The organism is Pontivivens nitratireducens (assembly GCF_014235845.1).
Taxonomy (GTDB): Bacteria; Pseudomonadota; Alphaproteobacteria; order Rhodobacterales; family Rhodobacteraceae; genus Pontivivens; species Pontivivens nitratireducens.
On the sequence record NZ_JACJUQ010000005.1, the window covers coordinates 31616 to 53414 of the forward strand.

Consider the following 21799-nt stretch of genomic DNA (forward strand, 5'->3'; position numbering starts at 1 on the left):
GCGTCAAGGTGGTGGGGAGTGGTCCCGCCTCTGCTGAACGCAACCGGAATGTAGGAATTGACAGGGGAAGGTTGTTATAACATAACAGCGCCATCAAAAAGGAGTCACCCATGCCGCACCTGCGTCCCACCCTCGCTGTTTTCAGTCTGCTCGCGACACCCGCCATGGCCGAGGTGCCACTTGTCGTGACCGATATCGCGCCGGTGCACTCGCTGGTCTCCATGGTGATGCAGGGCGTGGGGCAGCCCGATCTGCTGATCCCGGCTGGATCGTCACCGCATGATTTTTCGCTGCGCCCGTCGGATGCTGCCCGGCTTCAGGACGCGGACCTGATTGTCTGGATCGGTGAGGATCTGACCCCCTGGCTCGCCCGTCCACTCAGCATCGTAGCTGAGGACGCGGTGAACATGCCCCTGATCGAATTGCCCGTGACCCTGCTGCGTGAGGGGGGGCATGACCATGATACACTGGACGCGGCCGCCCATCCCGACGACGATCACGACGATCACGACGATCACGACGATCACGACGAGGAAATACATGGTTCCCACGATCCCCATGTCTGGCTGGACCCGGTGAACGCCATCGCATGGTTGCCGGAGATCGCAAGCGCGTTGACCAAGCAGGATCCGCAGAACGGCCCGCTCTATTCCGCGAATGCTGCAAACGCGGCGGACATGCTCGATCAGTTGCTGGACGAACTGGCGCAGGGCGACCTTGCCCGCCCATTTATCGTGTCCCATGACGCGTTTGGGTATTTCGAGGATCGTTTCGATGCACACGCCCTCGGCTCGATCGCGGGTGCCAATGCGTCGGCCCCCGGTCCCGCCCGTGTCGCCGCGCTGCGCGATGCCGCGCGCGCGGCGGATGTGCGCTGCGTTCTGGTGGAGCCTCAATTCAACTCCGGCCTGGCGGAGGCGGTCGTGCCCCAGGGGGTAACAATCAGACAGATTGACGCGATGGGATCGGATCTGCCGTTGGGCACCACGCTTTATCCCGATATGATCCGCAGCATTGCAGCCGCAATTTCGGGCTGCGCGGATGAGTGAGTGCAAAAATGAGTGAGCGCAAGGCAGAACAGGCCGCCGGCCTGGCCCGGCACGACCATTCCGCCTGTATCGCTGATGCGCTGGACGTGGTCGAGCGGACCTGCGCGACCGAGGGCCTGAACCTGACGCCTGTGCGTCGGCGCGTATTGGAGATCCTGCTGGAGACGCACACCGCGCTGGGGGCTTACGATGTGTTGGAGCGTCTGGCGGCGGAGGGGTTGGGCTCCAAGCCGCCCATAGCCTACCGTGCGCTGGGGTTTCTGGTGGATCACGGGTTCGCCCACCGCATCGAGGGGCGCAACGGCTTCGTCGCCTGTGCACATCCGGGGGAGCGGCACGAGCCCGCCTTCCTGATCTGCCGCACCTGCGGGCGGATCGGTGAGGCCCGGATCGAGACGGCGGAACTGGACCGATCCGCCGATCTGTCCGGCTTCGAGGTCGAGCGTACCGTTCTGGAGGCGGAGGGCCTGTGCCACCGCTGCGTAAAGGTATCCTGATGCAACCTCTCGTACAGACCCACGACATCGCCGTCGGTTTCGGCGGGCGGCAGGTTCTCTCGCATGTGGCCATCACCATCAATCCGGGTGAGATCGTCACCATCGTCGGCCCGAACGGTTCGGGAAAATCGACATTGCTGCGCTTGATCGCGGGGGCGGTAAAACCCGATCACGGTCAGGTCGTGCGCCGTCCCGGTCTGCGGATCGGCTATGTTCCGCAAAAGTTGCAGCTGGACCCCACACTGCCCATGACCGTCCGCCGGTTCCTCGATCTGCCGCGCCGCTGTGACGATGCCACGGCATTGGCCGCGTTGGAGGAAGCCGGGGTAAGCCCCGCCGCCGACAGGCAGATGTCCGACCTGTCCGGCGGTCAGTTTCAACGTGTCCTGCTGGCGCGGGCCCTGCTCAACCAACCCGACCTGCTGATCCTGGACGAGGCGACGCAGGGCTTGGATCAGCCCGGCTCCGCCGCGTTCTACCAAAGGATCGAGGCAGTGCGTGATAAACTGGGTTGCGGCGTCCTGATGGTCAGCCACGAACTGCACGTGGTGATGAGCGCATCGGACCGGGTCATCTGCCTGAACGGTCATGTCTGTTGCGAGGGGACGCCGGATGTCGTCTCCTCCGCCCCTGAATATCGTGAGTTGTTCGGCACCGGCACCGGCGGGGCCTTGGCGCTCTACCGCCACGAACACGACCACGCACACCACCACAACCCCGAGGATTAGACCCGTGTTCGACGATTTTCTGGTTCGCGCCACCCTGGCCGGTGTCGCCGTGGCGATGGCGGCTGCGGTGCTTGGATGTTTCGTCGTCTGGCGTCGCATGGCCTATTTCGGGGACGCGACGGCCCATGCCGCGATCCTGGGTGTGGCCCTGTCGCTGGGGCTGTCGATCTCGATCTTTGCGGGGGCGATGGCGGTGGCCGTCATCATGGCGCTGATCGTCGCGGGGTTGAGCGGTCGCGGCTATGCCGAGGATACGCTTCTAGGCGTTCTGGCGCATTCGGCGCTGGCCTTCGGTCTGGTCGCGGTGTCGTTTATCCCGGACGTGCGGGTCGATCTGGGGGCGTATCTGTTCGGGGATATCCTGGCGGTGGGCAAGGCTGATCTGGCCGTGATCTGGATCGGCGCGCTGGCGGTGGTCGGACTGATTGCATGGCGGTGGTCGCGGTTGCTGATGGCGACGCTGAATGCGGACCTTGCCTTTGCGTCGGGCATTCATCCCCGGCGCGAGCAACTGGTCCTGACGCTTGCACTGGCCATTGTGGTCGCCGTTTCGATCAAGGTTGTGGGTGCCTTGCTGATCACGGCCCTGCTTATCATTCCCGCCGCTGCCGCCCGCCCCTTTGGCCGCACGCCCGAAGCGATGGCGCTGGGCGCGGTGGTGATCGGGGTGGCCTCCGCCGTGCTGGGCATGGTCGCGGCCTATCAACTGGACACGCCGACCGGTCCCACGATCGTCAGCGTTGCGGCGATCCTGTTCGTGCTGAGCAATCTGAGCCGCCTGTTGTGGAGCCGCTAGGCCGCGCCACGCACGAGGCGGAGAAAGAGGCGTCGGGCCGGGAACGTGCCTCCCTCAACTTTCGGCGGAACTTTCCTGCGACTGCGGCGGTAGGGGAGCCGGGCTGTCGGACTTGAATGTCAAGGTCCTGTAGGGGAACGGAATTTCGATGCCGGCATCGTCCAGCGCACGCTTGACGGCGGACACGACCTGATCGCGGGAGGCCCGGATATCGACCGGGCGGGAGCCGGTCCACCAGGCGATCTCGAAATCTATGGACGAGGCGCCGAAGGCATGGGCGAAGACCTGCACATCGCGCACGTCATTGCGCACGGTATCGACGCTGCGCACCGCGTCCTCGATCACCGTGCGCGATATGTCCACATCCTCACCATAGGCGACGCCGCAGATGATAGTGGTGCGGCGCAGCTCGGCGTCGGTCCTGACAACCACGGGGTTCTGGAACAGCTCTGCATTCGGCACCACGGCAAGCTGCCCGTCGGTCTGGCGAATATGGGTGTCACGGATGGTGATCTCCTCGACCTGACCTTCGATCCCGGATTCCTCCGTCCAGATATAGTCCCCGATCTTGAAGGGTTCGCGCAGCAGGATCAGCAACCCGGCCAGAAAGTTCTCGAAGATATCCTTGAACGCGAAACCGATGGCGACGGAGCCCAGACCGAGTGTGGTGAGGGCGCGACCGGGGGTGATCGAAGGGAAGACGATCGTGCAGGCGATCAGCAGGCCGATCAGCCAGATTACAATGGACGTGAGCATCATCAGCACTTCACGCAGGTTTCGCCGCATCCGAGCGCGGTTGGCAACGCGCCGAATGATCCAGCGTGATGCGATGACTGTCAGCCAGGTGACAATTATCAGCAGGATAGCCGCCGCTATGCGGGGCAGGGCGGCGATCAGGGCCGTCCCGTATCCGCTGATCTGATCCATGATCAGAGTAATGAAACCCGCTTCTTCCATTGGCACCTCCCCGTTCGCAGGGACAGTTAGTCGCAATCGGCGTGAAATCAAAAAGTTAACGCGCCCGAACAGTTCGTTTCCCCTTGCCCGTGATGCGATTTTTGCCTGCCAATGGAACCATCGCTTTGCCGGGAGGTTGGTCGGGTACTCAAATAATAGGTAATTTCGAGGGAAAATAGATGGGTAGCGTATTCTATCTGATTGGTCTGATCGTGATCGTTCTGGCCATCATTAACCTTGTATTTTGAAAATTCTATCGGAGGCCCGATTATGACCGATATGCATAAAGACACCTCGTCCGGTTCCGCCAAGGACACCGCGAAAGAGACCAAGACCGAAGTTAAGGATGCGGCACGCGATGTTGCAGGCTCCGCGCGCGACGTGGCGCAGGACGCGGCCAACGCCGTTCGTGACGAAGCGCAAACCCACGCCGAGACCGCGAAGGGCAACGTTGCTGCTGAAGTTTCCAACATGGCGGAGGCGCTGCGCACTGCCGCAAGCGAGATGCGCGACGGTTCCCCACAGGAACGTACATTCGCCCAGATCGCGGACGGTCTGGCCGATGCGTCCGACAGCATCAAGGACAAGGACCTGGGTGAGATCGCCAGTGACGTGTCCCGCTTCGCCAAGCGCAATCCGCTGGTCTTCCTCGGCGGTGCCGCACTGGTCGGTTTCGCCGCCACACGGTTCGCGACGGCATCCGCCCGGAACGAGGCGGATTATTCCGGTTCGACCGGCACGTCCGCTCAGGGCAGCGCCCATGGCAGTGAACGCCAGCCCGTTACCTCGTCAACGACGCCACCTGTGAGCCGCCCGACACCAGCCATCCAGCCTGGTTTGCCGGGGGCCAAAGCCAACACATCGGGAGATAACGCATGACCGATCCCATCTATACCGATACCACTCCGCCGCAGCAGCCCGCCAGCCGCTCCACGACCGATCTGATCGGTGATGCGCTGAGCCATGTAAGCTCGCTCGTCCGTAAGGAAGTCGATCTGGCCCGCGCCGAAGTGAACGAAAACCTCAACCGCGCCGGTGTGGCGATCGGACTGATCGTAGGGGCCATCGTGATCGCGCTGACCGCGCTGAACGTTCTGGCCGCCGCACTGACCGCCGCATTGACCGAGGCGGGCATCCCCGCTGGGTGGAGCGCACTGCTCGTCGGTGTCGTGCTGGCCATCATCGCATTCGTGCTGATGAACAAGGGCCTGAACGACCTGAAGCTTTCGAGCCTCGCCCCCAGCCGCACCGCCGACAACGTCAAGCGTGACGCGCAAGCTGTAAAGGACGCATACGATGCAAAATGAAAACCGCACCCCCGAGCAGATCGAGCGCGACATCGAGCGTGAGCGCATGGATCTCAAGCAGACCATCAACGGCATCCAGGATCGGTTCTCGGTCGATGGCGTCGTGCGTGAAGTGTCCGACCAGTTGCGTGAGCATGGTGGCGACATCGGTCGTACGGTAAGCCGTTCGGTCAAGGAAAACCCGATGGCACTGGCACTTACGGGTGTTGGACTGGCATGGATGATCTTCGGTCAGAACCGGCCCGCGCCGCGTTCGGACGACGCATATCGCCCCCGGCATCTGCACCAGAACCGCCACGTCGCGCATTCCACTGATCTGGATGATGACGACTACGATTATGATGATCGCGTCGCGGTCGCCCGGACCACGCACACCCAGCGTCCTGCGCGCCCCGTGCCGCTGCCCGCTGGCCCCGAATGGTCGCGTCCGGTAACGCCCTCCGATTTCGACGACAATGATGAGGATTCCGGTCCTGGCATGATGGACAAGGCGAAGGACAAGGCCTCCGCTGCGGGCGATGCCGTGAAGAGCGGTTTGTCCTCCGCCGGGGACAGCGTCTCGAATGCGAAGTCCGCTGTTGGCGGGGCCGCGTCTTCGGCTGCTTCCTCGACTTCCGGTGCCGCAGGTGCGGTGCGGGATCGGGCGCGCGGCGCGTATTCCGATGCCAGCGCACGTGCACGGCTGATGCGTGAGCGTATGGCGGCGGGGACCGAATCCCTGTCCGAGGAGGCGCGTGAGCGTGTGATCGCCGCGCGTGAACGTGCGATGCAGGCGCGCGATGACGCGGCCCGCGCTCTTCGGAACAGTGGGGACAAGGCTGCTGACTTCTACGAGGATCATCCCCTCGTTGTAGGCGCTTTCGCATTCGCCATCGGTGCCGCTGTTGCAGGTGCCCTGCCGCGGACCCGGACGGAGGACGAGTATCTCGGCTCCCGCTCGGATGAGCTGTTCGACGAGGCGGAGCGCATCTTCGAGACGGAGAAGGCCCGTGCCAGCAAGGTCGCGGATGCCGCGTTGAAGGAAGCCAAGACGGTCATTTCCGACACCAAGGCCGATATCGACGCCAAGGCAGAGGGTGACAAGAACGCTGCCAAGGCTGTCGGAGACAAGGCCAAGGATGCCGCGGAACGGGTCAAGGATGCCGCAGCAGATGAGGCCGATAATCAGAACTTTGGCAGCAGCGTTCCCAAGCCCTGATCCCACCGCTTAACTGAATCGTGAAACGGCCCCGTCATCGGGGCCGTTTTTTCGTCCGCCTGTGAAACGCCTGTCTATTGCGGCTCGTCCGGCTCTCGGTCATCCAGCAAAATTCGGGCGGCGTCACCTTCCAGATCCTCGTATTGTCCATGTCGCAACGTCCAGATGCACGCCGCCAGCCCGGCAGCGCCCAACGTGATGGAAACGGGAATGAGAACGATGAGAATGTTCATCGGCGCACCGCATTTCCAACGACAGTGACCGACGACAGCGACATCGCGATGGCCGCGGTCAACGGTGAGGCGAGCCCGGCCAGCGCGATGGGTATGGCGATGGCATTGTATCCCGCCGCGATCGCCAGATTCTGCCGGATGCGTCGCAGCGCCCTTCGCGCCGCACGCAGCGATTGGGGGACGGCCCGCAAATCGCTGGCAAGGACCACTCCGTCCGAGGCGACCCGGGCGGCATCCAGCGCGGTGGCCGGGGCAAGGGAGACATGCGCCGCCGCCAGCGCCGCCGTATCGTTCAGCCCGTCCCCGATCATCAGCACCCTTCGACCCTGTGCGGTCAGTTCAGCGACCAGCGCGGCCTTGTCCTGTGGCTGCATCCCGGCATGAACATGCGAGATCCCCAACCGTGCCGCCAGAAGATCGGCAGCCTGCTGCCGGTCGCCGGTCAACATGTGCACGTCGTATCCGTCGGACCGCAGGCTCTCGATCATATCGGCAGCGCCGGGGCGCAAATGCTCTGCCATGTTCAGCGCGATCTGACAGTCTGGCAGCGTCAGGACGGTGCCATCGGGGCCGCGACCCAGCGCCACGGGGGAACCGTTCCATGTGGCGGTCATTCCCTGACCGGCGGTCTCGTGAATATCGTCGAGCGCAACCGGCGTGTGGCCCGTCAGCGCGGCGGCAATGGCTCGTGAAACAGGATGGCTGGAGGCCTGCGCCAGGGTCAACGCAATTCCGGCTGCAGTCGCGTCCAGTTCGGGCAATCGTGGCGTGCCCTCGGTCAGGGTTCCGGTCTTGTCGATCAGGATGCAATCGACCTCGGCCAAACGCTCCAGTGCCGTACCGGATTTCAGCAGGATGCCCGCCCGGAACAACCTGCCGGTCACACTGGCCGTGACGGCAGGCACGGCCAGGCCCAATGCGCAGGGGCACGTGATAATCAGGACGGCGGTCGCGATGCCAATGGCCAGATGTGCGTCACCCGTGCCCCACCACCAGCCCAGAAACGCCAGCGCGGCCAGCCCATGCACCAATGGCGCATAGAGCCGCGCGGCGCGGTCCGCGATCCCGGAATAGCGGTGGCGACCGGTTTCGGCCACCTCGACCAACGCGGCAAGGCGGCGCAAGGTGCTGTCCGCCGCACGGGCGGTGGCGCGCAGTGTCACGGGAGCGTCGAGGACGGTTTCGCCCGCGCAGATCGGCGCACCCGCCTCGATTGCGACCGGCGCGGATTCGCCCGTCAGGGCAGAGCGGTCGAGTATGGCCGGTCCCAGCGTGGTGCCGTCCACCGGCGCGCGCGCTCCGACGCTCAACGCGATATGATCGCCGGGCAGGATGCGGGCCACATCGACGGTGCGCCGTGTGGTGCCTTCGATCAGGGTGGCGCGAGGCAGTTCCAGCGCCGTCAGTTCCGCCGCCGCGGATCTGGCCGTGGCGCGGGCGCGGTGATCCAGATACCGCCCCGCCAACAGAAAGAACGTTAACGACAGCGCCGCGTCGAACCATGTGTCCGCCCCGGCGGAATAGATCGTTTCATGCAGCGAGGTGATGCTGGCCAGCAGGATCGCCAGAGCGATGGGCACGTCCATGTTGACGCGTCCCCCCCGGATCGCGCCGATGGCCGAGCTAAAGAACGGCACCGCCGCGTAGGCCAGCGCGGGCAGGGCGATGGCGGCTGAAACCCAGTGGAACATGGCTTCTGTGGTTTGCGAGGCCCCCGACCACACCGCGACCGACAGCGCCATGACATTCATCATGGCAAAGCCCGCCACCGCAATCCGCGCCAGCAGGGTGCGGCCCGTATCGTCGCCCGTGGGGGTCGCGATGCTGTCATCCAGCTGGTGGGCCTCGAACCCGGCGGCGGTCAGGGCCGCGAGGGCCGGGGCGGCTCCGATATCGGGCGCGGTGACGATGCGCACGCGGCGGCGGCCCAGATTGACCCGGGCGGCGCGAATGCCGGGCACCGAGGTCAGGGTACGCTCCACCCCGGCGATGCAGGCGGCGCAGTGAATGCCTGGCAGCGACAGATGCACCACCTCACCCGCCGCATCGCGGGCGATGTCCTGCGCGGAAGGGACCGCGACACAGGCTGCGCAGGCGGCAGTCATGGCAGCACATGCAGTGGGATGCGACGACGGAATGGTGTGCCGTCCGCGCTGCGCAGATCCAGGCGCAGGTTCCAGTTCCCCGGGGCGAGGGGCGTGTGCGCCGACAGATAGCTTCCCGTCCACACGAAGTCGGGCGTCATGTCCGAGGCCACCGTCGTCGCGCGGCCCAGCGTGGCGCTGATGATTTCGGGGTGCACATTCCGCCCATTCGGACCCACGATGTGCAGGTTCAGATCCTCATCTGCGTAAGTCAGATCGACGGTCCAGCCCAAGGCATCCTGCGCGGCGCGATCGGCGTCGAATGTCTGGCTGGCGACGTAGGAACTGTCCGTCTCCAGGCCGGGAAAGGTTCGCACGGCGCTATAGGCCAGCAGCAGGTTCACGGCGATGATGATGCCGAACCCGCCGATGAACATGGCCAATACGTGCCAGCCGGTCAGCGTGCGGTTGTGAGGGCGTCTGGTGTGCAAGGGTTCAGCGTGCATTGTTGCCTCGTCCGTTGAAGATGGTTTCACGGTGCGCCTCCTCGCCCGAGGCGGTGTCGCGGATCGTGAATCCGATCGTGGTGCGCTCATCCTGCGCGGCGTCGGTTTCGGGTGGTGCGATGACATATGCACGTTGCAGCATTGTCGCGTCGGGGGGAACCGTCACGGTCACGCCCGCATGTCCTTCGAGCATCAGCGCCATGTCGTCGTCAGAGGTGAGGGAGAACGCAAAATCGCGCGGCTCCCCGTGCTTGTTGCGCAGACGAATGTCGTAGGTGTTGCGCACCGCGCCGTCGGAAAGCGTCACGAAAGTCGGGTTGCGCACGGGGGCGATTGTCAGCTCGATATCCGGGCGCAGGTACAGGGCCGCCAGCAATCCCGCGCCGATAGCTGCCCATACGATGGTGTAGAGGATCGTGCGCGGCCGCAGTACGTGCCGCCAATTCGCGGTGGGCGTCCAGTCTTGGCTGTGAGACGTGGTGAAGGGCTGTTCCGCCGCATTGGGCGCAGGGGCCGGGTCGCCCTCAATCGGCGTGGTGGCCGTCGCGTCCGCGTCCAGCCCATCACGGGCGGCGGCGGTGGGGGTGGGTACGCCGGTCGCGGCACCCTGATCCTCCGGCACCTCGTTTCCGAAGGGGCGGACCGGGGCATGTTCGCCCGGCAAAACCGGCGGGCGGTCGTCGAGGGCGAGGTAGTCGATCAACCCGCGCGGGCGACCGATCCGGGCCATTACCTCATCACAGGCGTCGATGCACAGCGCGCAGGTGATGCATTCCAACTGCTGGCCCTCACGTATGTCGATGCCCATGGGGCAGACGTTGACGCAGGCCATGCAGTCGATGCAATCGCCCAGCACCTCGCCCTCGCGCGACAGTCTGGGTGCCGCGGTATCCTTGTCCGCGTCTGCGCCCGCGCCGTAGCGTACGGGCAGGGCGGGGCCAACCTCCGCCGCGACAGCGCGGCGTCGTGCGTTGCCCTTTCCACGCGGCTCCCCCCGCCAGTCGCGATAACCGACGGTCAGGGTGCCCTCGTCCATCATGGCGCCCTGGATGCGCGGCCAAGGGCACATGTAGATGCAGACCTGTTCGCGCATGAAACCGCCGAATATGAAGGTCGTAGCGGTCAGGATCGCGATGGTGACATAGGCGACCGGGGCCGCTTCGAATGTCACCAGATCGCGCAGCAATGTCGGCGCATCCGCGAAGTAGAACACCCACGCACCGCCCGTGGCCATGGCGATCAGCAGCCAGATCACCCATTTTGTGACGCGCAGCCGCCATTTATGCAGACTCCACGGTGCTTTCCACAGACGCACGCGGGCGTTGCGGTCGCCCTCGATCCAGCGTTCGACCTTCAGGAACAGGTCGGTCCACACGGTTTGCGGGCAGGCATAGCCGCACCAGACCCGACCAAGGGCGGAGGTGAACAGGAACAGCCCCAGCCCCGCCATGATCAGCAGGCCCGCCACGAAATAGAATTCATGGGGCCAGATCTCGATGAAGAAGAAATAGAATCGCCGGTTTGCCAGGTCGATCAGAACTGCCTGATCGGGCAGGGCGGGGCCACGGTCCCAGCGCAGCCACGGCACCAGATAGTAGATACCTAGGGTGATCCCCATTATCCACCATTTCAACCGCCGGTAAAAGCCGGAGACCCTTTTGGGAAAGATGGGTTCGCGTGCAGCGAAAAGGGGGGCATCGGACATGGGCGCGGCTTCCGTCGAAGGGAGGTTTCGCGGCCTGTATCGCGCACTGCACCCGCCCGCGCCTTGAGATGGATCAAGGCGCGGGCGGGTGCGGCGTTCTGTCAGTCGGTGGTGCCGACCTGTGCCTCACCGCCGCCCAGGCCGTGAACATAGGCGGCGACGGCGCGGACCTGCGCTTCGCCCAAGCGTTCGCCCCAGGGTGGCATCACGCCGAAGCGGGCGTTTTCGATGGTGTAGGTAACATCCTCGGTCGTGCCGCCATAAAGCCAGATCGCATCCGTCAGATCCGGCGCGCCCAAGGTGCGATCACCCGTACCCTCATCCCCGTGGCACGAGGCGCATTGGTCCGCGAACAGGGTCGCGCCCTGCGGATCTGCTTCCTCCAGCCCGGACAGGCTGCGGACATGGGTGGTCAGGGCCGCGATTTCTTCCTCCGACAGCATCTCGCCGAAGGCGGGCATGGCGGACCAGCGGGTCGCGGGGTCGTCCTCGGACCGGATGCCGTGGCGGACGGTGTCGGCAATGTCGGTGATCTGTCCACCCCACAGCCAGGCATCGTCGAGCAGGTTGGGATAGCCCGCCGCCTGCACGCCCGCCGCGCCCGCGCCGTGGCATTGCGAGCAATTCGTGCGAAACACCGCCGCCCCAGCCGATACGGCGAAACGGTGCAGCGCCTCGTTGCGTTCCAGCACGCCAAGGTCAACCTCGATCAGGCTCTGCGTCATCTCGGCGTTGGACAGGTTTACGGCCTCGATCTGTGCGGCGACCTCGCCCCGGGTGGTCCAGTCCAGGATGCCGCGGGTCGTTCCGGACACGAGGGGCCATGCCGGATAGAGGATCGTGTATATGATCCCCCAGACGATGGTGGCGTAGAACGTCCACAACCACCACCGGGGCAGCGGGGTGTTCAGCTCCTCGATACCGTCCCAGTTGTGGCCGGTCGTCTCTGTCCCGGTTTCGTCGTCGATGCGTTTCTTGTCAGTCATTGCCGTCACCTTTTGTCCGGGGGTCGTTGTGGCGGGGCAGCTGCGCATCGTCGTGACGGAAGGGCACGGCCGCCGCATCGTTGTGCATTCCGCGCGATCCCGGTCGGAAGGCCCACGCCACCACACCGAGGAAAATCAGCGTCAGGACCAGCAGAACCCAACTGTCGGCCAACTGGCGAAGGAAGGAGTATGTTTCCATGACGTGCGCCTCAACGATCAGGGTCGGGCGTGAAGGTCGAGAAATCGACCAACGTGCCAAGCATTTGCAGATAGGCGATCAGCGCGTCCATCTCGGACGTGCCCGGTAACCCGTCGAAATTGCGGACCTGTGCGCCCGGATAACGTTCCAACAGCCCGTCGATGTCGCCGGTGGGATTGGTCTGGACCAGGAAATCCGCGCGGGCCGCGATCACCATATCCTCGGTATAGGGCACGCCGACGCTGCGATGCGCTGACAGCAGATCTTCGATATGCGCGCCATTCAGGCGGGTATCGGCCAGGAAGGCGTATTTCGGCATCACGCTTTCCGGCACGACGGATTGCGGGTCGGACAGGTGATCGACATGCCATTCGTCCGAATAGCGCCCGCCGATGCGCGCCAGATCGGGGCCTGTGCGTTTCGAGCCCCACTGGTGCGGGTGGTCATACATCGATTCCGCGGCCAGACTGTAATGGCCGTAGCGTTCGACCTCGTCCCGCATGGGGCGGATCATCTGCGAGTGGCAGGTATAGCACCCCTCGCGCACATAGATCTCGCGCCCCGCCAGTTCGAGCGGCGAATAGGGGCGCATCCCCTCGACGTCCTCGATGGTGTTTTCCAGCCAGAACAGCGGCGCGATCTCAACGATGCCGCCGACGGTGACCACCGCGAAGCTGGCGATCAGCAGCAGGGTGGCGTTGCGCTCCAACCGCTGATGGAAGGATATGGTTGCCGTTTCGGGCGGCAACTGGTTGGGAACGTCGCCGGGTGCGTCCGACAAGGTCTTTACCTTGGGATCGTCCGCGGGATCGTAGTCGGGGTTGTGAGGGTCCTTGCTCATGTTCTTACTCCGCAGGGGTGGCGATGGCAGCGGTGCGCGGCTCGCGGATGGTCATCCACATGTTCCAGACCATCAGCACACCGCCCGCCAGATAGAGCGCGCCACCCAGGGCCCGCACGACATACATCGGGAATTTCGCATCGACCGTGTCCGCGAAGGAGTTCACGAGGAAGCCGTTGGGATCGACCTCGCGCCACATCAGGCCTTCCATGATGCCCGACACCCACATCGACGCGGCGTAGAGCACGATACCCACCGTCGCCAGCCAGAAATGGGCGTTGATCGCGGGGACCGAATACATCTCGCGCCGGCCCCACAGTTTGGGCGTCAGGAAATACAGCGCGCCAAAGGTGATCAGGCCGTTCCAGCCCAAAGCCCCCGAATGCACGTGACCGATGGTCCAGTCCGTGTAGTGCGACAGCGAGTTCACGGCGCGGATCGACATCATCGGGCCTTCGAACGTGCTCATCCCGTAAAAGGCCAGCGAGGCTACGAACATCCGGATGATCGGATCGGTGCGGATCTTGTCCCAGGCGCCTTGCAGCGTCATCAGGCCGTTGATCATGCCACCCCACGAGGGCATCCACAGGATGATCGAGAACACCATCCCCAGCGTCGCGGCCCAGTCGGGCAGGGCGGTATAGTGCAGGTGGTGCGGTCCCGCCCAGATATACAGGAAGATCAGCGCCCAGAAGTGGATGATGCTCAGCTTGTATGAATAGATCGGGCGGCCGGCCTGCTTGGGCACGAAATAGTACATCATGCCCAGAAAACCCGCCGTCAGGAAAAAACCGACCGCGTTGTGGCCGTACCACCATTGCGTCATCGCATCCTGCACACCGGCGAAGACCTGGACCGATTTTGACCCGAAAATGCTGACCGGAAGGGACAGGTTGTTGACCACGTGCAGCATCGCGATCGTCACGATGAAGGCGAGGTAGAACCAGTTGGCGACGTAGATGTGACGCTCACGCCGACGCAGGATCGTGCCGAAGAACACCGCCAGATAGGACAGCCAGACGATGGTCAGCCAGATGTCCACATACCATTCAGGCTCGGCATATTCCTTGGACTGGGTGGCGCCAAGGAGGTAGCCCGTGGCGGCCAGCACGATGAACATCTGATATCCCCAGAACACGAACCACGCCGTAGGTCCGCCCCACAGACGTGCGGCGCAGGTGCGCTGCACCACGTAGAAGGACGTCGCGATCAGCGCATTGCCGCCGAACGCGAAGATCACAGCCGAGGTGTGCAGCGGGCGCAGACGTCCGAAATTCGCATAGGGTTGCGCCCATTCGATGTTCAGCGCCGGAAAGGCCAGCTGGAACGCGATAAACGTGCCGACCAGAAATCCGACGACCCCCCAGAACGCGGTGGCGATCACGCCCGCCCGGACGGGACCGTCCATATAGCCGGTCGGTGCCTCGGGGGGCAGCACGGGGCCACCGCCCACCGGCAGGGATCTCAGGGTCCAGACGAACAGGCCTGCGGCCACCGTCATGAAAATGAGTGCGTGCACCATATAGGCGACATCGCGTGACCAGCCGGCGGCCAGGGCTGCGAAAAACGCAATTGCGGCCAGCGCGATCAGCAGCAGGACGCCCGAGGAGCCTCTGAGGTAATAGGACATGCGGACGGGATCCCTTTCCGATGGAGTTCGGATCGGGCATCGCAGATGCGCGGGGCCTGCGCCTTGATTCAGGTCAAACCGTTTGGAATTCGATCAGGGGGCTGCGTCGATTTCAGCCTCAGCCTGCAGGGCGGCCAGATCGGCACATAAAATACCGCGGCGCCCCTCCAGCCCGATCAGGCCGTCGCGGCGCAGGGCGGTCATCTGCCGGCTGACGGTTTCGATGGTCAGGCCCAGATAGATCGCCATCGCCTCTCGCGTCAGGGGCAATTCGGCGCGTATGGGATGCACGTCCGTTGCGGTGCGGCGCAGGATGTTGACCAGCAGGCTGGCGACTTTCTCCCGCGCGGTCTTGCGCCCCAGAACCATCATCCACTCGCGGGCGGCATCCAGTTCGTCCAGCGACATTTTCAGCAGGCGTTCCATGACATGCGGCGTGTCGCGAACCAGTTGCTGGAATTCCGCGCGCCGGAACAGGCAGAAGGTCACATCGGTGGCGGCGACGATCTGATACGCGGCACGGTCGCGATCATGCCGTCCGACGAAATCCGACGGCAGCAGCAGACCGACCATCTGCGTGCGCCCATCCTCCATCGAGCGGGTCAGTGTGGCGCAGCCTGATACAATGGACCCGACGAAGGGCAGAACGTCACCCTCCATCACGATGGTCTGTCCGACCCGCCAGCTGCGATAGGTCTTCATCCGTTCCAGCCGCAACAATTCATCGTCCTCGCAGGTCGCGCAGATGGCGCGGTGGCGGATCGGGCAGGCCGAACAGCTGGGCGCGGCGAGGGAGAGGTCGATACGGGTCATGCCGCACATCTACACACCAGTTGATCGACATCAAGGCGCGACGCTCAAACATCTGCTCCGGCCTGTCGAATCGTGCGGAACGTGACCCCGAGAACACGCGATTCGTTTTCCTGTCAGCGGGCAGCGAGAAATATGAAAACTGTCCACACCAGCGTGACGTGGGACTGCAACGGCGGACATCCGTGGCGCAGGCCGCCTGACAAAAGGGGCGGAGGCGCGAAGATCACGCCCCGGCCCGAAATCGCTACACGTTCAGCAGAAGATGCTGCCGCTCCCAGGGGGAGATGACTTGCATGAACTGGTCGTGCTCCGTCCGTTTCACGGCCGTGAACGTATCCACGAAATAATCGCCCAACACGTTGCGCAACTCCACGCTTTCGTCCAGCGCGACGATGGCGTCCAGCAGCGAGGTGGGCAGATCGCGGTCGCGGCTGTAGCTGTTGCCCTTGACCCGGACCCGCGGCTTGATCTCCTCGGTCAGGCCCAGATATCCGCAGGCCAGCGTTGCGGCCAGCGCGAGGTAGGGGTTGGCGTCCGCACCCGCGACCCGGTTTTCCACGCGGCGCGCGGCGGGGGTGGCGCGGGGGCTGCGCAGGCCGGTTGTCCGGTTGTCCTCGCCCCAGTCCAGATTGATCGGGGCCGACCAGCCCGGAATCAGGCGGCGGTAGGAGTTCACGTAAGGCGCGACCAGCGCCGTGGCCGCATGGAAATGCCCCTGCTGACCGCCGACAAAGGCATCGTGCAGCGCCGTCGCCTTTCCATCCGGGCCGGAAAAGATGTTGTTGCCGTTCACGTCCGTCACGCTCATGTGGATATGCATCGCGGAGCCGACCTGATTGCCATACGGCTTCGCCATGAAGGTCGCGTAGGAGCCGCAGCGCAGGGCGGCCTCGCGGATCAGACGCTTGAACAGGAACACCTCGTCGGCCAGCCGCACCGGATCGCCGTGGATCATGTTGATTTCCAGCTGGGCGGGTCCGGCCTCCTGAATGATGGTGTCGATGGCCAGGTTCTGTGCGTCGGCGTAATCGTAGATCAGCTCGATCACCTCGTCGTATTCATCCACCGCAGACAAGGAAAACGCCTGATTGCCGGTGGACTGACGCCCCGATCGGCCGACGGGCGGCTCCAACGGATAGTCGGGATCGTGGTTCGGTTTGACCAGATAGAATTCGATCTCGGGCGCTACGATCGGATACCAGCCACGCTCGTTATAAAGGCTCACCACCCGTTGCAGCACCTGACGCGGGGCGAGGCCGAACGCCTTGCCATCCTCGGTCTGGGCGTCATGCATGATCTGAAGCGAGCGGTCGTTGGCCCATGGCACGGCCCGGATGGCACCGTAATCGGGTGTCAGCACCAGATCCGGATCGGTATAGAGTTGCGGACCGACTTCCTCGGTGTAATCGCCGTTGATGGTGGCGAAGAAGGTGGACATCGGCAGACGCAGGCCAGGCTCACGCAGGAATTTCGCCGCCGGCATCACCTTGCCGCGTGCAATTCCGGCCAGATCGGGAATGACGCATTCGATTTCCTCGACCCGGTGTTCGCGGATCCACTGGCGAAGCTGATCCAGCGCGTCGGGTGCATCGCCGTCGATGTTGGGGGACTCGGTAAGGCTGAGCGGATTGCGCGGTTGCATTGTAAGGCTCCTGAAGCGTTGCGTTTACTGGCTAACATGGCCGCGATACGCGCGGTAGTGGGTCCGTGCGACGAAAGCTCTTCCCAAGCCGCGAACATGCTGCATATGCTCAAACCAAGCGAGAACGCCAACTGAGGAGTGCACCATGCTCAAGACCAAGCTGACCGCCACCACGGCCCTTGCCGCACTGGCGCTGACGGTCCCGGCCGCGCTGATGGCGCAGGACCGGGTGCTCAACATCTACAACTGGTCGGACTATATCGCCGAGGACACCATCGCGAAATTCGAGGAAGAATTCGACGTGACGGTCAACTACGACGTGTATGACGGCAACGAGGTGCTGGAGGCCCGGTTGTTCGCCGGAAATACCGGGTTCGACATCGTGGTGCCGACATCGGATTTTCTGCGCAGACAGGTTTTGGCGGGCATCTATCAGCCGCTCGATTATTCCAAGCTGCCCAATGCCGAAAACATGGATCCCGACCTGATGGCGGCCGCTGCGGTCTATGACGCGGATAACGCCCATTCCGTGATCTACATGTGGGGCACCACCGGCATCGGCTACAACACCGCAATGATCGAGGAACGGCTGGGCGCGGACGCGCCGACCGACAGCTGGGACATGGTGTTCGACCCGGAGGTAATCTCGCAACTGGCCGATTGCGGCGTCACCATGCTGGACGCCCCGACGGAGATGCTGCCCGCCGCGATGAATTACCTCGGCCTCGACCCGAGATCGACCGATACCGACGATCTGGAAGCAGGGGCGGAGCTGCTGGCCTCGATCCGGCCTTATGTGCGTTATTTCCACTCGTCCCAGTACATTTCCGATCTGGCGAACGGCGATGTCTGCCTGTCTGTCGGTTGGTCCGGTGACGTGTTCCAGGCGCTCTATCGTGCGGAGGAGGCTGAAAACGGGGTTGAAATCGCCTACGTGATTCCGTCCGAAGGCGCCTTGCAATGGTTCGACATGATGGCGATCCCCGCCGATGCGCCGAACCCCGATCTGGCGCATGAGTTCATCAACTTCGTGATGCGCCCGGACATCACCGCCGATATCACCAACTACGTCTGGTATGCCAACGGCAACGCCGCGTCGCTGGAACTGGTGGACCCCGAAATCACCGGCGATCCCGGAATCTTCCCGACGGAGGCCGCGAAGGACCGTCTGTGGGCCTCTGAAGTCTATGACGCGCGGACCGACCGGACGATCAACCGTCTGTGGACCACCGTCAAGACGGGCGAGTGATCGCGGTGCCGACGCAGGACGAACCGTTCCTGCGCATCCGCAATGTGGTGAAGGAATTCGACGGCGTGCGCGCCGTCGATGACCTGTCGATCGACATCCATCGAAAGGAATTGTTCTGCCTGCTGGGCGGCTCCGGTTCGGGAAAATCCACCCTGCTGCGCATGTTGGCAGGCTTCGAACTCCCGACCTCCGGCTCGATCGAGATCGAAGGCCGCGACATGGTCGGCATCGACCCGGCGGACCGGCCCGTGAACATGATGTTTCAGAGCTATGCCCTGTTCCCCCACATGAACGTTGCAAACAACATCGCCTACGGACTTCGCCGGATGGGTATGGGCCGCGCGGAGCGGGAGGCGCGTGTGCGCGAGATGTTGCGCCTCGTACGGATGGAAGGTTTCGCCACGCGCAAACCGCACCAGATGTCGGGCGGGCAACGCCAGCGGGTCGCCCTGGCACGGGCGCTGGCCCGGGGACCGAAACTGCTGTTGCTGGATGAACCGTTGAGCGCGCTGGACCGCAAGCTGCGTGAGGAAACGCAGTTTGAATTGATGGATATCTTCGACAAGACCGGCACCACCTTCGTCGTCGTCACCCACGATCAGGAGGAAGCGATGACGCTGGCCACCCGGATCGGCGTGATGGACAGGGGCCAACTGGTGCAGGTGGACACGCCGCGCCGCATCTACGAATTCCCGCGCAACAGGATGATCGCCGATTTCGTCGGCAACGTGAACATGCTGGAGGCGACCGTCAGGGGAATGGACGGTGATCGGGTCCGGCTGGATTGCCCCGCCATCGGGCAGCAGGTTCTGGCCGCCTGCGAGGGAACCCCGCCCGAGGTGGGTACACCTGTCACGCTGGCAATCCGGCCGGAGAAGATCACCCTCGGCACCGGGTTTCCTGCAGTGGTCGAGGATTACGCCTATCGCGGCGACGTCACCCGCTATCGCCTGACACTGCCGGGGGGCGGCACGCTGGACGTAACCCGCCCTAACCGGTTCCGCGAGGGGGAGGGCGACATCACCTGGGACACCCCCGTCCTGTTCGACTTCGCACCCGAGGGTGCCGTGGTGCTGCGCGAATGAGCGGGCATCGGATGAGCGGGAACCGGATCATTTCGCGCTGTCGCGCGAGGATATTTGCAGGACAGAAGAGGGCCGCTTTCTTCTGTCTTGAAATATCCATTTCGGATCCACCCCGATGAGCGAACCGGTGGAGGGCATCACGGACGTGACCGTCAGTGACATGGCAGGGGCGAAGCCCCGGCGCAGGCTGGGCGGCGGTTGGGGCAAGAGGCTGGTGATCGGCGTGCCGTTCCTCTGGCTGCTGCTGTTCTTTCTGATTCCGTTCGGCATCGTCTTTCTGGTGTCGCTGGGCAGTCCGCAGTTCAGCGTGCCGCCCTATTCGGCCGCTTTCGAGTTCGACGGCTGGTGGCCGCGCTTCGTCGGGTCGTTGGGCAATTACGTCTTTCTGACCGAGGACGATCTGTACTGGCGGGCCTATCTCGGCTCGGTGAAGATCGCGGCGGGCGCGACATTCCTGTGCCTGCTGGTCGCATGGCCGATGGCGTGGATGATCGCGCGGGCCGAACCCGCACGGCGCAATCTGTTGTTGATGCTGGTGATCCTGCCGTTCTGGACATCGTCACTGTTGCGGATCTATGCGCTGATGGGAATGTTGCGGCAGGGCGGTATCATCAATTCCGTTCTGATCTGGGCCGGTGTCATAGATCAACCGATCCAGATGATGCAGACGGATTTTGCCGTCTATCTGACCATCGTGTTTACCTATCTGCCCTTGATGGTGCTGCCCCTCTATTCCACGCTGGAGAAGCTCGACGGCGCGTTGCTGGAGGCATCCGCCGATCTGGGGGCCTCGAAATTCGCGACATTCTGCACCGTGACCTTGCCCCTGAGCGCACCGGGCATCGTCGCGGGGTGCCTGCTGGTGTTCATTCCGGCGGTGGGGGAGTTCGTGATCCCCGATCTGATGGGCGCTCAGGATTCCCCGATGATCGGAAATGTCCTGTGGGGTGAGTTCACGCGCAACCGCGACTGGCCCGTCGCCAGCGCGGTGGCCATCGCGATGCTGGCATTGCTGGTCATACCGTTCATGCTGCTGCGCTCCTCCCCGGCGCTGCGTGAGGAGGCGTGATGTTGAGGTTTCTGGCGATCCTTGGTTTCGCGCTGCTCTACGTGCCGCTGGCGATCCTTGTGATCTATTCGTTCAACGCCAGCCAGCTGGTCAGCGTCTGGGGTGGGTGGTCCACCAGGTGGTATGTCGAGTTGTGGTCCAACGAAGCTGTGCTGGACGCGGCCGTCGTCTCGCTGCAAGTGGCGGTGCTGTCCGCGACAGTGGGCACGGCGTTCGGCACGGTGATCGGCTATGTCCTGTCACGGTTCGGCGGGTTTCGTCTGCGCATCCTGTTCACCGCGATGGCCACGGCGCCCATCGTGATGCCCGAGGTCGTGACGGGCCTCTCGCTGTTGTTGCTGTTCATCACGATGGAGCAATGGTTCGGCTGGCCCGAGGGGCGGTCGATCCTGACCATCGTGATCGCGCACGCGACCTTCGGCATGGCCTTCGTCGCGGTGGTCATTCAGGCGCGTCTGGCCGGGTTCGACAAGAGCATCGAGGAAGCCGCCCGGGATCTGGGCGCACGTCCGCTGCGAATATTCGTCGGGATCACCCTGCCGGTGATCGCGCCGGCGGTGATTTCCGGCTGGTTGCTGGCATTCACCTTGTCGCTGGACGATCTGGTCATCGCGAGCTTCGTCAGCGGGCAGGGGTCCTCCACCCTGCCGATGGTGATCTACTCCAAGGTCCGGCTGGGTGTCAGCCCGGATGTGAACGCGCTGGGCACCATCGTGATCGCCATCGTCGGCGTGGGGCTGGTTGTGGGCATGCAAATCATGCGCCGGGCAGAGGCGCGCCGGAAACGGGGGCAGGATTGAAATGAGGATCACCCTCGATTCCGCCCCACCCACCGCGCGCGAAGCCTTCGCCCTGCGTGAAACTACCGGCTGGCCCATGCCGAGCGTGGAGCGGTTGGCCAGCGCGCTGGATGCTTCCTGCGCGCATGTGACCGCGCGCGACGAAGCCGGGAGCCTGATCGGAATGGCGCGCGCGGTCGGGGACGGGGCGCTGAACCTCTATATTCAGGATGTGATGGTCCATCCCGACATGCGCGGTTGCGGGATCGCCCGCGATATGGTGGCCAACCTGCTGGCACGGCTGCAATCGCAGGTGCAGCCGATGACGACCATCGGTCTGCTGGCAGTGGACGGGTTGGAGCCATTCTATGAAAGCCTTGGCTTCACACGTCGGCCCAATGGGCAATTCGGCGCCGGAATGATGCTGTTTACGCAATAGGCCACGC

The 21799-nt window shown here is 63.9% G+C and carries 23 protein-coding genes; 12 read left to right on the forward strand and 11 right to left on the reverse strand.

Features of this window, described 5'->3' with window-relative positions; genetic code table 11:
* Window positions 1-110: 110 nt before the first annotated feature.
* From H1S03_RS07410 to H1S03_RS07425, 4 genes are read left to right on the forward strand one after another with little or no spacing between them, the layout of a single operon-like run.
* A complete protein-coding gene (locus H1S03_RS07410) occupies window positions 111-1049 on the forward strand; it encodes a zinc ABC transporter substrate-binding protein (protein WP_185803857.1) in 939 nt (312 codons plus the stop codon).
* Window positions 1050-1057: 8 nt separating this feature from the next.
* Window positions 1058-1546: a transcriptional repressor gene (locus H1S03_RS07415; RefSeq protein WP_185803858.1), complete on the forward strand. Its 489-nt coding sequence runs from the start codon at window positions 1058-1060 to the stop codon at window positions 1544-1546.
* The gene (locus tag H1S03_RS07420) at window positions 1546-2274 is read left to right on the forward strand and encodes an ATP-binding cassette domain-containing protein (RefSeq protein ID WP_185803859.1); all 729 of its coding nucleotides are present in this window, start codon (window positions 1546-1548) and stop codon (window positions 2272-2274) included. The genes H1S03_RS07415 and H1S03_RS07420 overlap by 1 nt, the downstream gene beginning before the upstream one ends.
* Before the next feature lie 4 nt (window positions 2275-2278).
* On the forward strand, window positions 2279-3070 hold the full coding sequence (locus H1S03_RS07425) for a metal ABC transporter permease (RefSeq protein ID WP_166190097.1): 792 nt from the start codon (window positions 2279-2281) through the stop codon (window positions 3068-3070).
* Between the two features lie 54 nt (window positions 3071-3124).
* Here the strand turns inward: H1S03_RS07425 and H1S03_RS07430 are convergent, their stop codons facing one another.
* Window positions 3125-4027, reverse strand: a complete 903-nt coding sequence (locus H1S03_RS07430; protein WP_249777846.1) for a mechanosensitive ion channel family protein — start codon at window positions 4025-4027, stop codon at window positions 3125-3127.
* A gap of 279 nt (window positions 4028-4306) precedes the next feature.
* Here H1S03_RS07430 and H1S03_RS07435 point away from each other — a divergent pair, with 279 nt between their 5' ends.
* From H1S03_RS07435 to H1S03_RS07445, 3 genes are read left to right on the forward strand one after another with little or no spacing between them, the layout of a single operon-like run.
* On the forward strand, window positions 4307-4906 hold the full coding sequence (locus H1S03_RS07435) for a hypothetical protein (protein WP_185803860.1): 600 nt from the start codon (window positions 4307-4309) through the stop codon (window positions 4904-4906).
* Complete coding sequence (locus tag H1S03_RS07440) at window positions 4903-5334, forward strand: phage holin family protein (RefSeq protein ID WP_185803861.1); 432 nt, start codon at window positions 4903-4905, stop codon at window positions 5332-5334. The genes H1S03_RS07435 and H1S03_RS07440 overlap by 4 nt, the downstream gene beginning before the upstream one ends.
* Complete coding sequence (locus tag H1S03_RS07445; RefSeq protein WP_185803862.1) at window positions 5324-6532, forward strand: DUF3618 domain-containing protein; 1209 nt, start codon at window positions 5324-5326, stop codon at window positions 6530-6532. The genes H1S03_RS07440 and H1S03_RS07445 overlap by 11 nt, the downstream gene beginning before the upstream one ends.
* A 74-nt stretch (window positions 6533-6606) precedes the next feature.
* Here the strand turns inward: H1S03_RS07445 and ccoS are convergent, their stop codons facing one another.
* The 10 genes from ccoS to H1S03_RS07495 form a co-directional block, all read right to left on the reverse strand.
* Complete coding sequence (gene ccoS / locus H1S03_RS07450; protein ID WP_166190105.1) at window positions 6607-6765, reverse strand: cbb3-type cytochrome oxidase assembly protein CcoS; 159 nt, start codon at window positions 6763-6765, stop codon at window positions 6607-6609.
* The gene (locus H1S03_RS07455) at window positions 6762-8870 is read right to left on the reverse strand and encodes a heavy metal translocating P-type ATPase (protein WP_185803863.1); all 2109 of its coding nucleotides are present in this window, start codon (window positions 8868-8870) and stop codon (window positions 6762-6764) included. The genes ccoS and H1S03_RS07455 overlap by 4 nt, the downstream gene beginning before the upstream one ends.
* Complete coding sequence (locus H1S03_RS07460; protein WP_185803864.1) at window positions 8867-9355, reverse strand: FixH family protein; 489 nt, start codon at window positions 9353-9355, stop codon at window positions 8867-8869. Before H1S03_RS07460 ends, H1S03_RS07455 begins: the two co-directional genes overlap by 4 nt.
* On the reverse strand, window positions 9345-11060 hold the full coding sequence (gene ccoG, locus H1S03_RS17465; protein ID WP_249777847.1) for a cytochrome c oxidase accessory protein CcoG: 1716 nt from the start codon (window positions 11058-11060) through the stop codon (window positions 9345-9347). The genes H1S03_RS07460 and ccoG overlap by 11 nt, the downstream gene beginning before the upstream one ends.
* A 101-nt stretch (window positions 11061-11161) precedes the next feature.
* Window positions 11162-12046, reverse strand: coding sequence for a cytochrome-c oxidase, cbb3-type subunit III (gene ccoP / locus H1S03_RS07470; protein ID WP_185803865.1), 885 nt, complete (start codon window positions 12044-12046; stop codon window positions 11162-11164).
* Window positions 12039-12245 (reverse strand): cbb3-type cytochrome c oxidase subunit 3, encoded by a 207-nt coding sequence (locus H1S03_RS07475; protein ID WP_185803866.1) that lies wholly within the window; start codon window positions 12243-12245, stop codon window positions 12039-12041. The genes ccoP and H1S03_RS07475 overlap by 8 nt, the downstream gene beginning before the upstream one ends.
* A gap of 10 nt (window positions 12246-12255) precedes the next feature.
* Window positions 12256-13086: a cytochrome-c oxidase, cbb3-type subunit II gene (gene ccoO / locus H1S03_RS07480; protein ID WP_185803867.1), complete on the reverse strand. Its 831-nt coding sequence runs from the start codon at window positions 13084-13086 to the stop codon at window positions 12256-12258.
* A gap of 4 nt (window positions 13087-13090) precedes the next feature.
* A complete protein-coding gene (gene ccoN, locus H1S03_RS07485) occupies window positions 13091-14716 on the reverse strand; it encodes a cytochrome-c oxidase, cbb3-type subunit I (RefSeq protein ID WP_185803868.1) in 1626 nt (541 codons plus the stop codon).
* A gap of 93 nt (window positions 14717-14809) precedes the next feature.
* Window positions 14810-15529: a transcriptional regulator FnrL gene (gene fnrL, locus H1S03_RS07490; RefSeq protein ID WP_166190121.1), complete on the reverse strand. Its 720-nt coding sequence runs from the start codon at window positions 15527-15529 to the stop codon at window positions 14810-14812.
* A 244-nt stretch (window positions 15530-15773) separates the two neighbouring features.
* Window positions 15774-17171 carry a glutamine synthetase family protein gene (locus tag H1S03_RS07495; protein ID WP_166190123.1) on the reverse strand — a complete coding sequence of 466 codons (1398 nt, stop codon included), beginning with the start codon at window positions 17169-17171 and terminating at the stop codon, window positions 15774-15776.
* A 145-nt stretch (window positions 17172-17316) separates the two neighbouring features.
* On the opposite strand from H1S03_RS07495, the gene H1S03_RS07500 reads away from it, so the two are divergent.
* The 5 genes from H1S03_RS07500 to H1S03_RS07520 all read left to right on the forward strand — a co-directional run bounded on the left by H1S03_RS07500 (window position 17317) and on the right by H1S03_RS07520 (window position 21792).
* A complete protein-coding gene (locus tag H1S03_RS07500; RefSeq protein ID WP_185803869.1) occupies window positions 17317-18420 on the forward strand; it encodes a polyamine ABC transporter substrate-binding protein in 1104 nt (367 codons plus the stop codon).
* Window positions 18393-19505, forward strand: coding sequence for an ATP-binding cassette domain-containing protein (locus tag H1S03_RS07505; protein ID WP_185803870.1), 1113 nt, complete (start codon window positions 18393-18395; stop codon window positions 19503-19505). Before H1S03_RS07500 ends, H1S03_RS07505 begins: the two co-directional genes overlap by 28 nt.
* A gap of 160 nt (window positions 19506-19665) precedes the next feature.
* Complete coding sequence (locus H1S03_RS07510; RefSeq protein WP_185804034.1) at window positions 19666-20574, forward strand: ABC transporter permease subunit; 909 nt, start codon at window positions 19666-19668, stop codon at window positions 20572-20574.
* Complete coding sequence (locus H1S03_RS07515; RefSeq protein ID WP_185803871.1) at window positions 20574-21374, forward strand: ABC transporter permease subunit; 801 nt, start codon at window positions 20574-20576, stop codon at window positions 21372-21374. The genes H1S03_RS07510 and H1S03_RS07515 overlap by 1 nt, the downstream gene beginning before the upstream one ends.
* A gap of 1 nt (window position 21375) precedes the next feature.
* Entirely contained in the window at window positions 21376-21792 is a 417-nt protein-coding gene (locus H1S03_RS07520; protein WP_185803872.1) for a GNAT family N-acetyltransferase, read from the forward strand.
* Window positions 21793-21799: the final 7 nt, after the last annotated feature.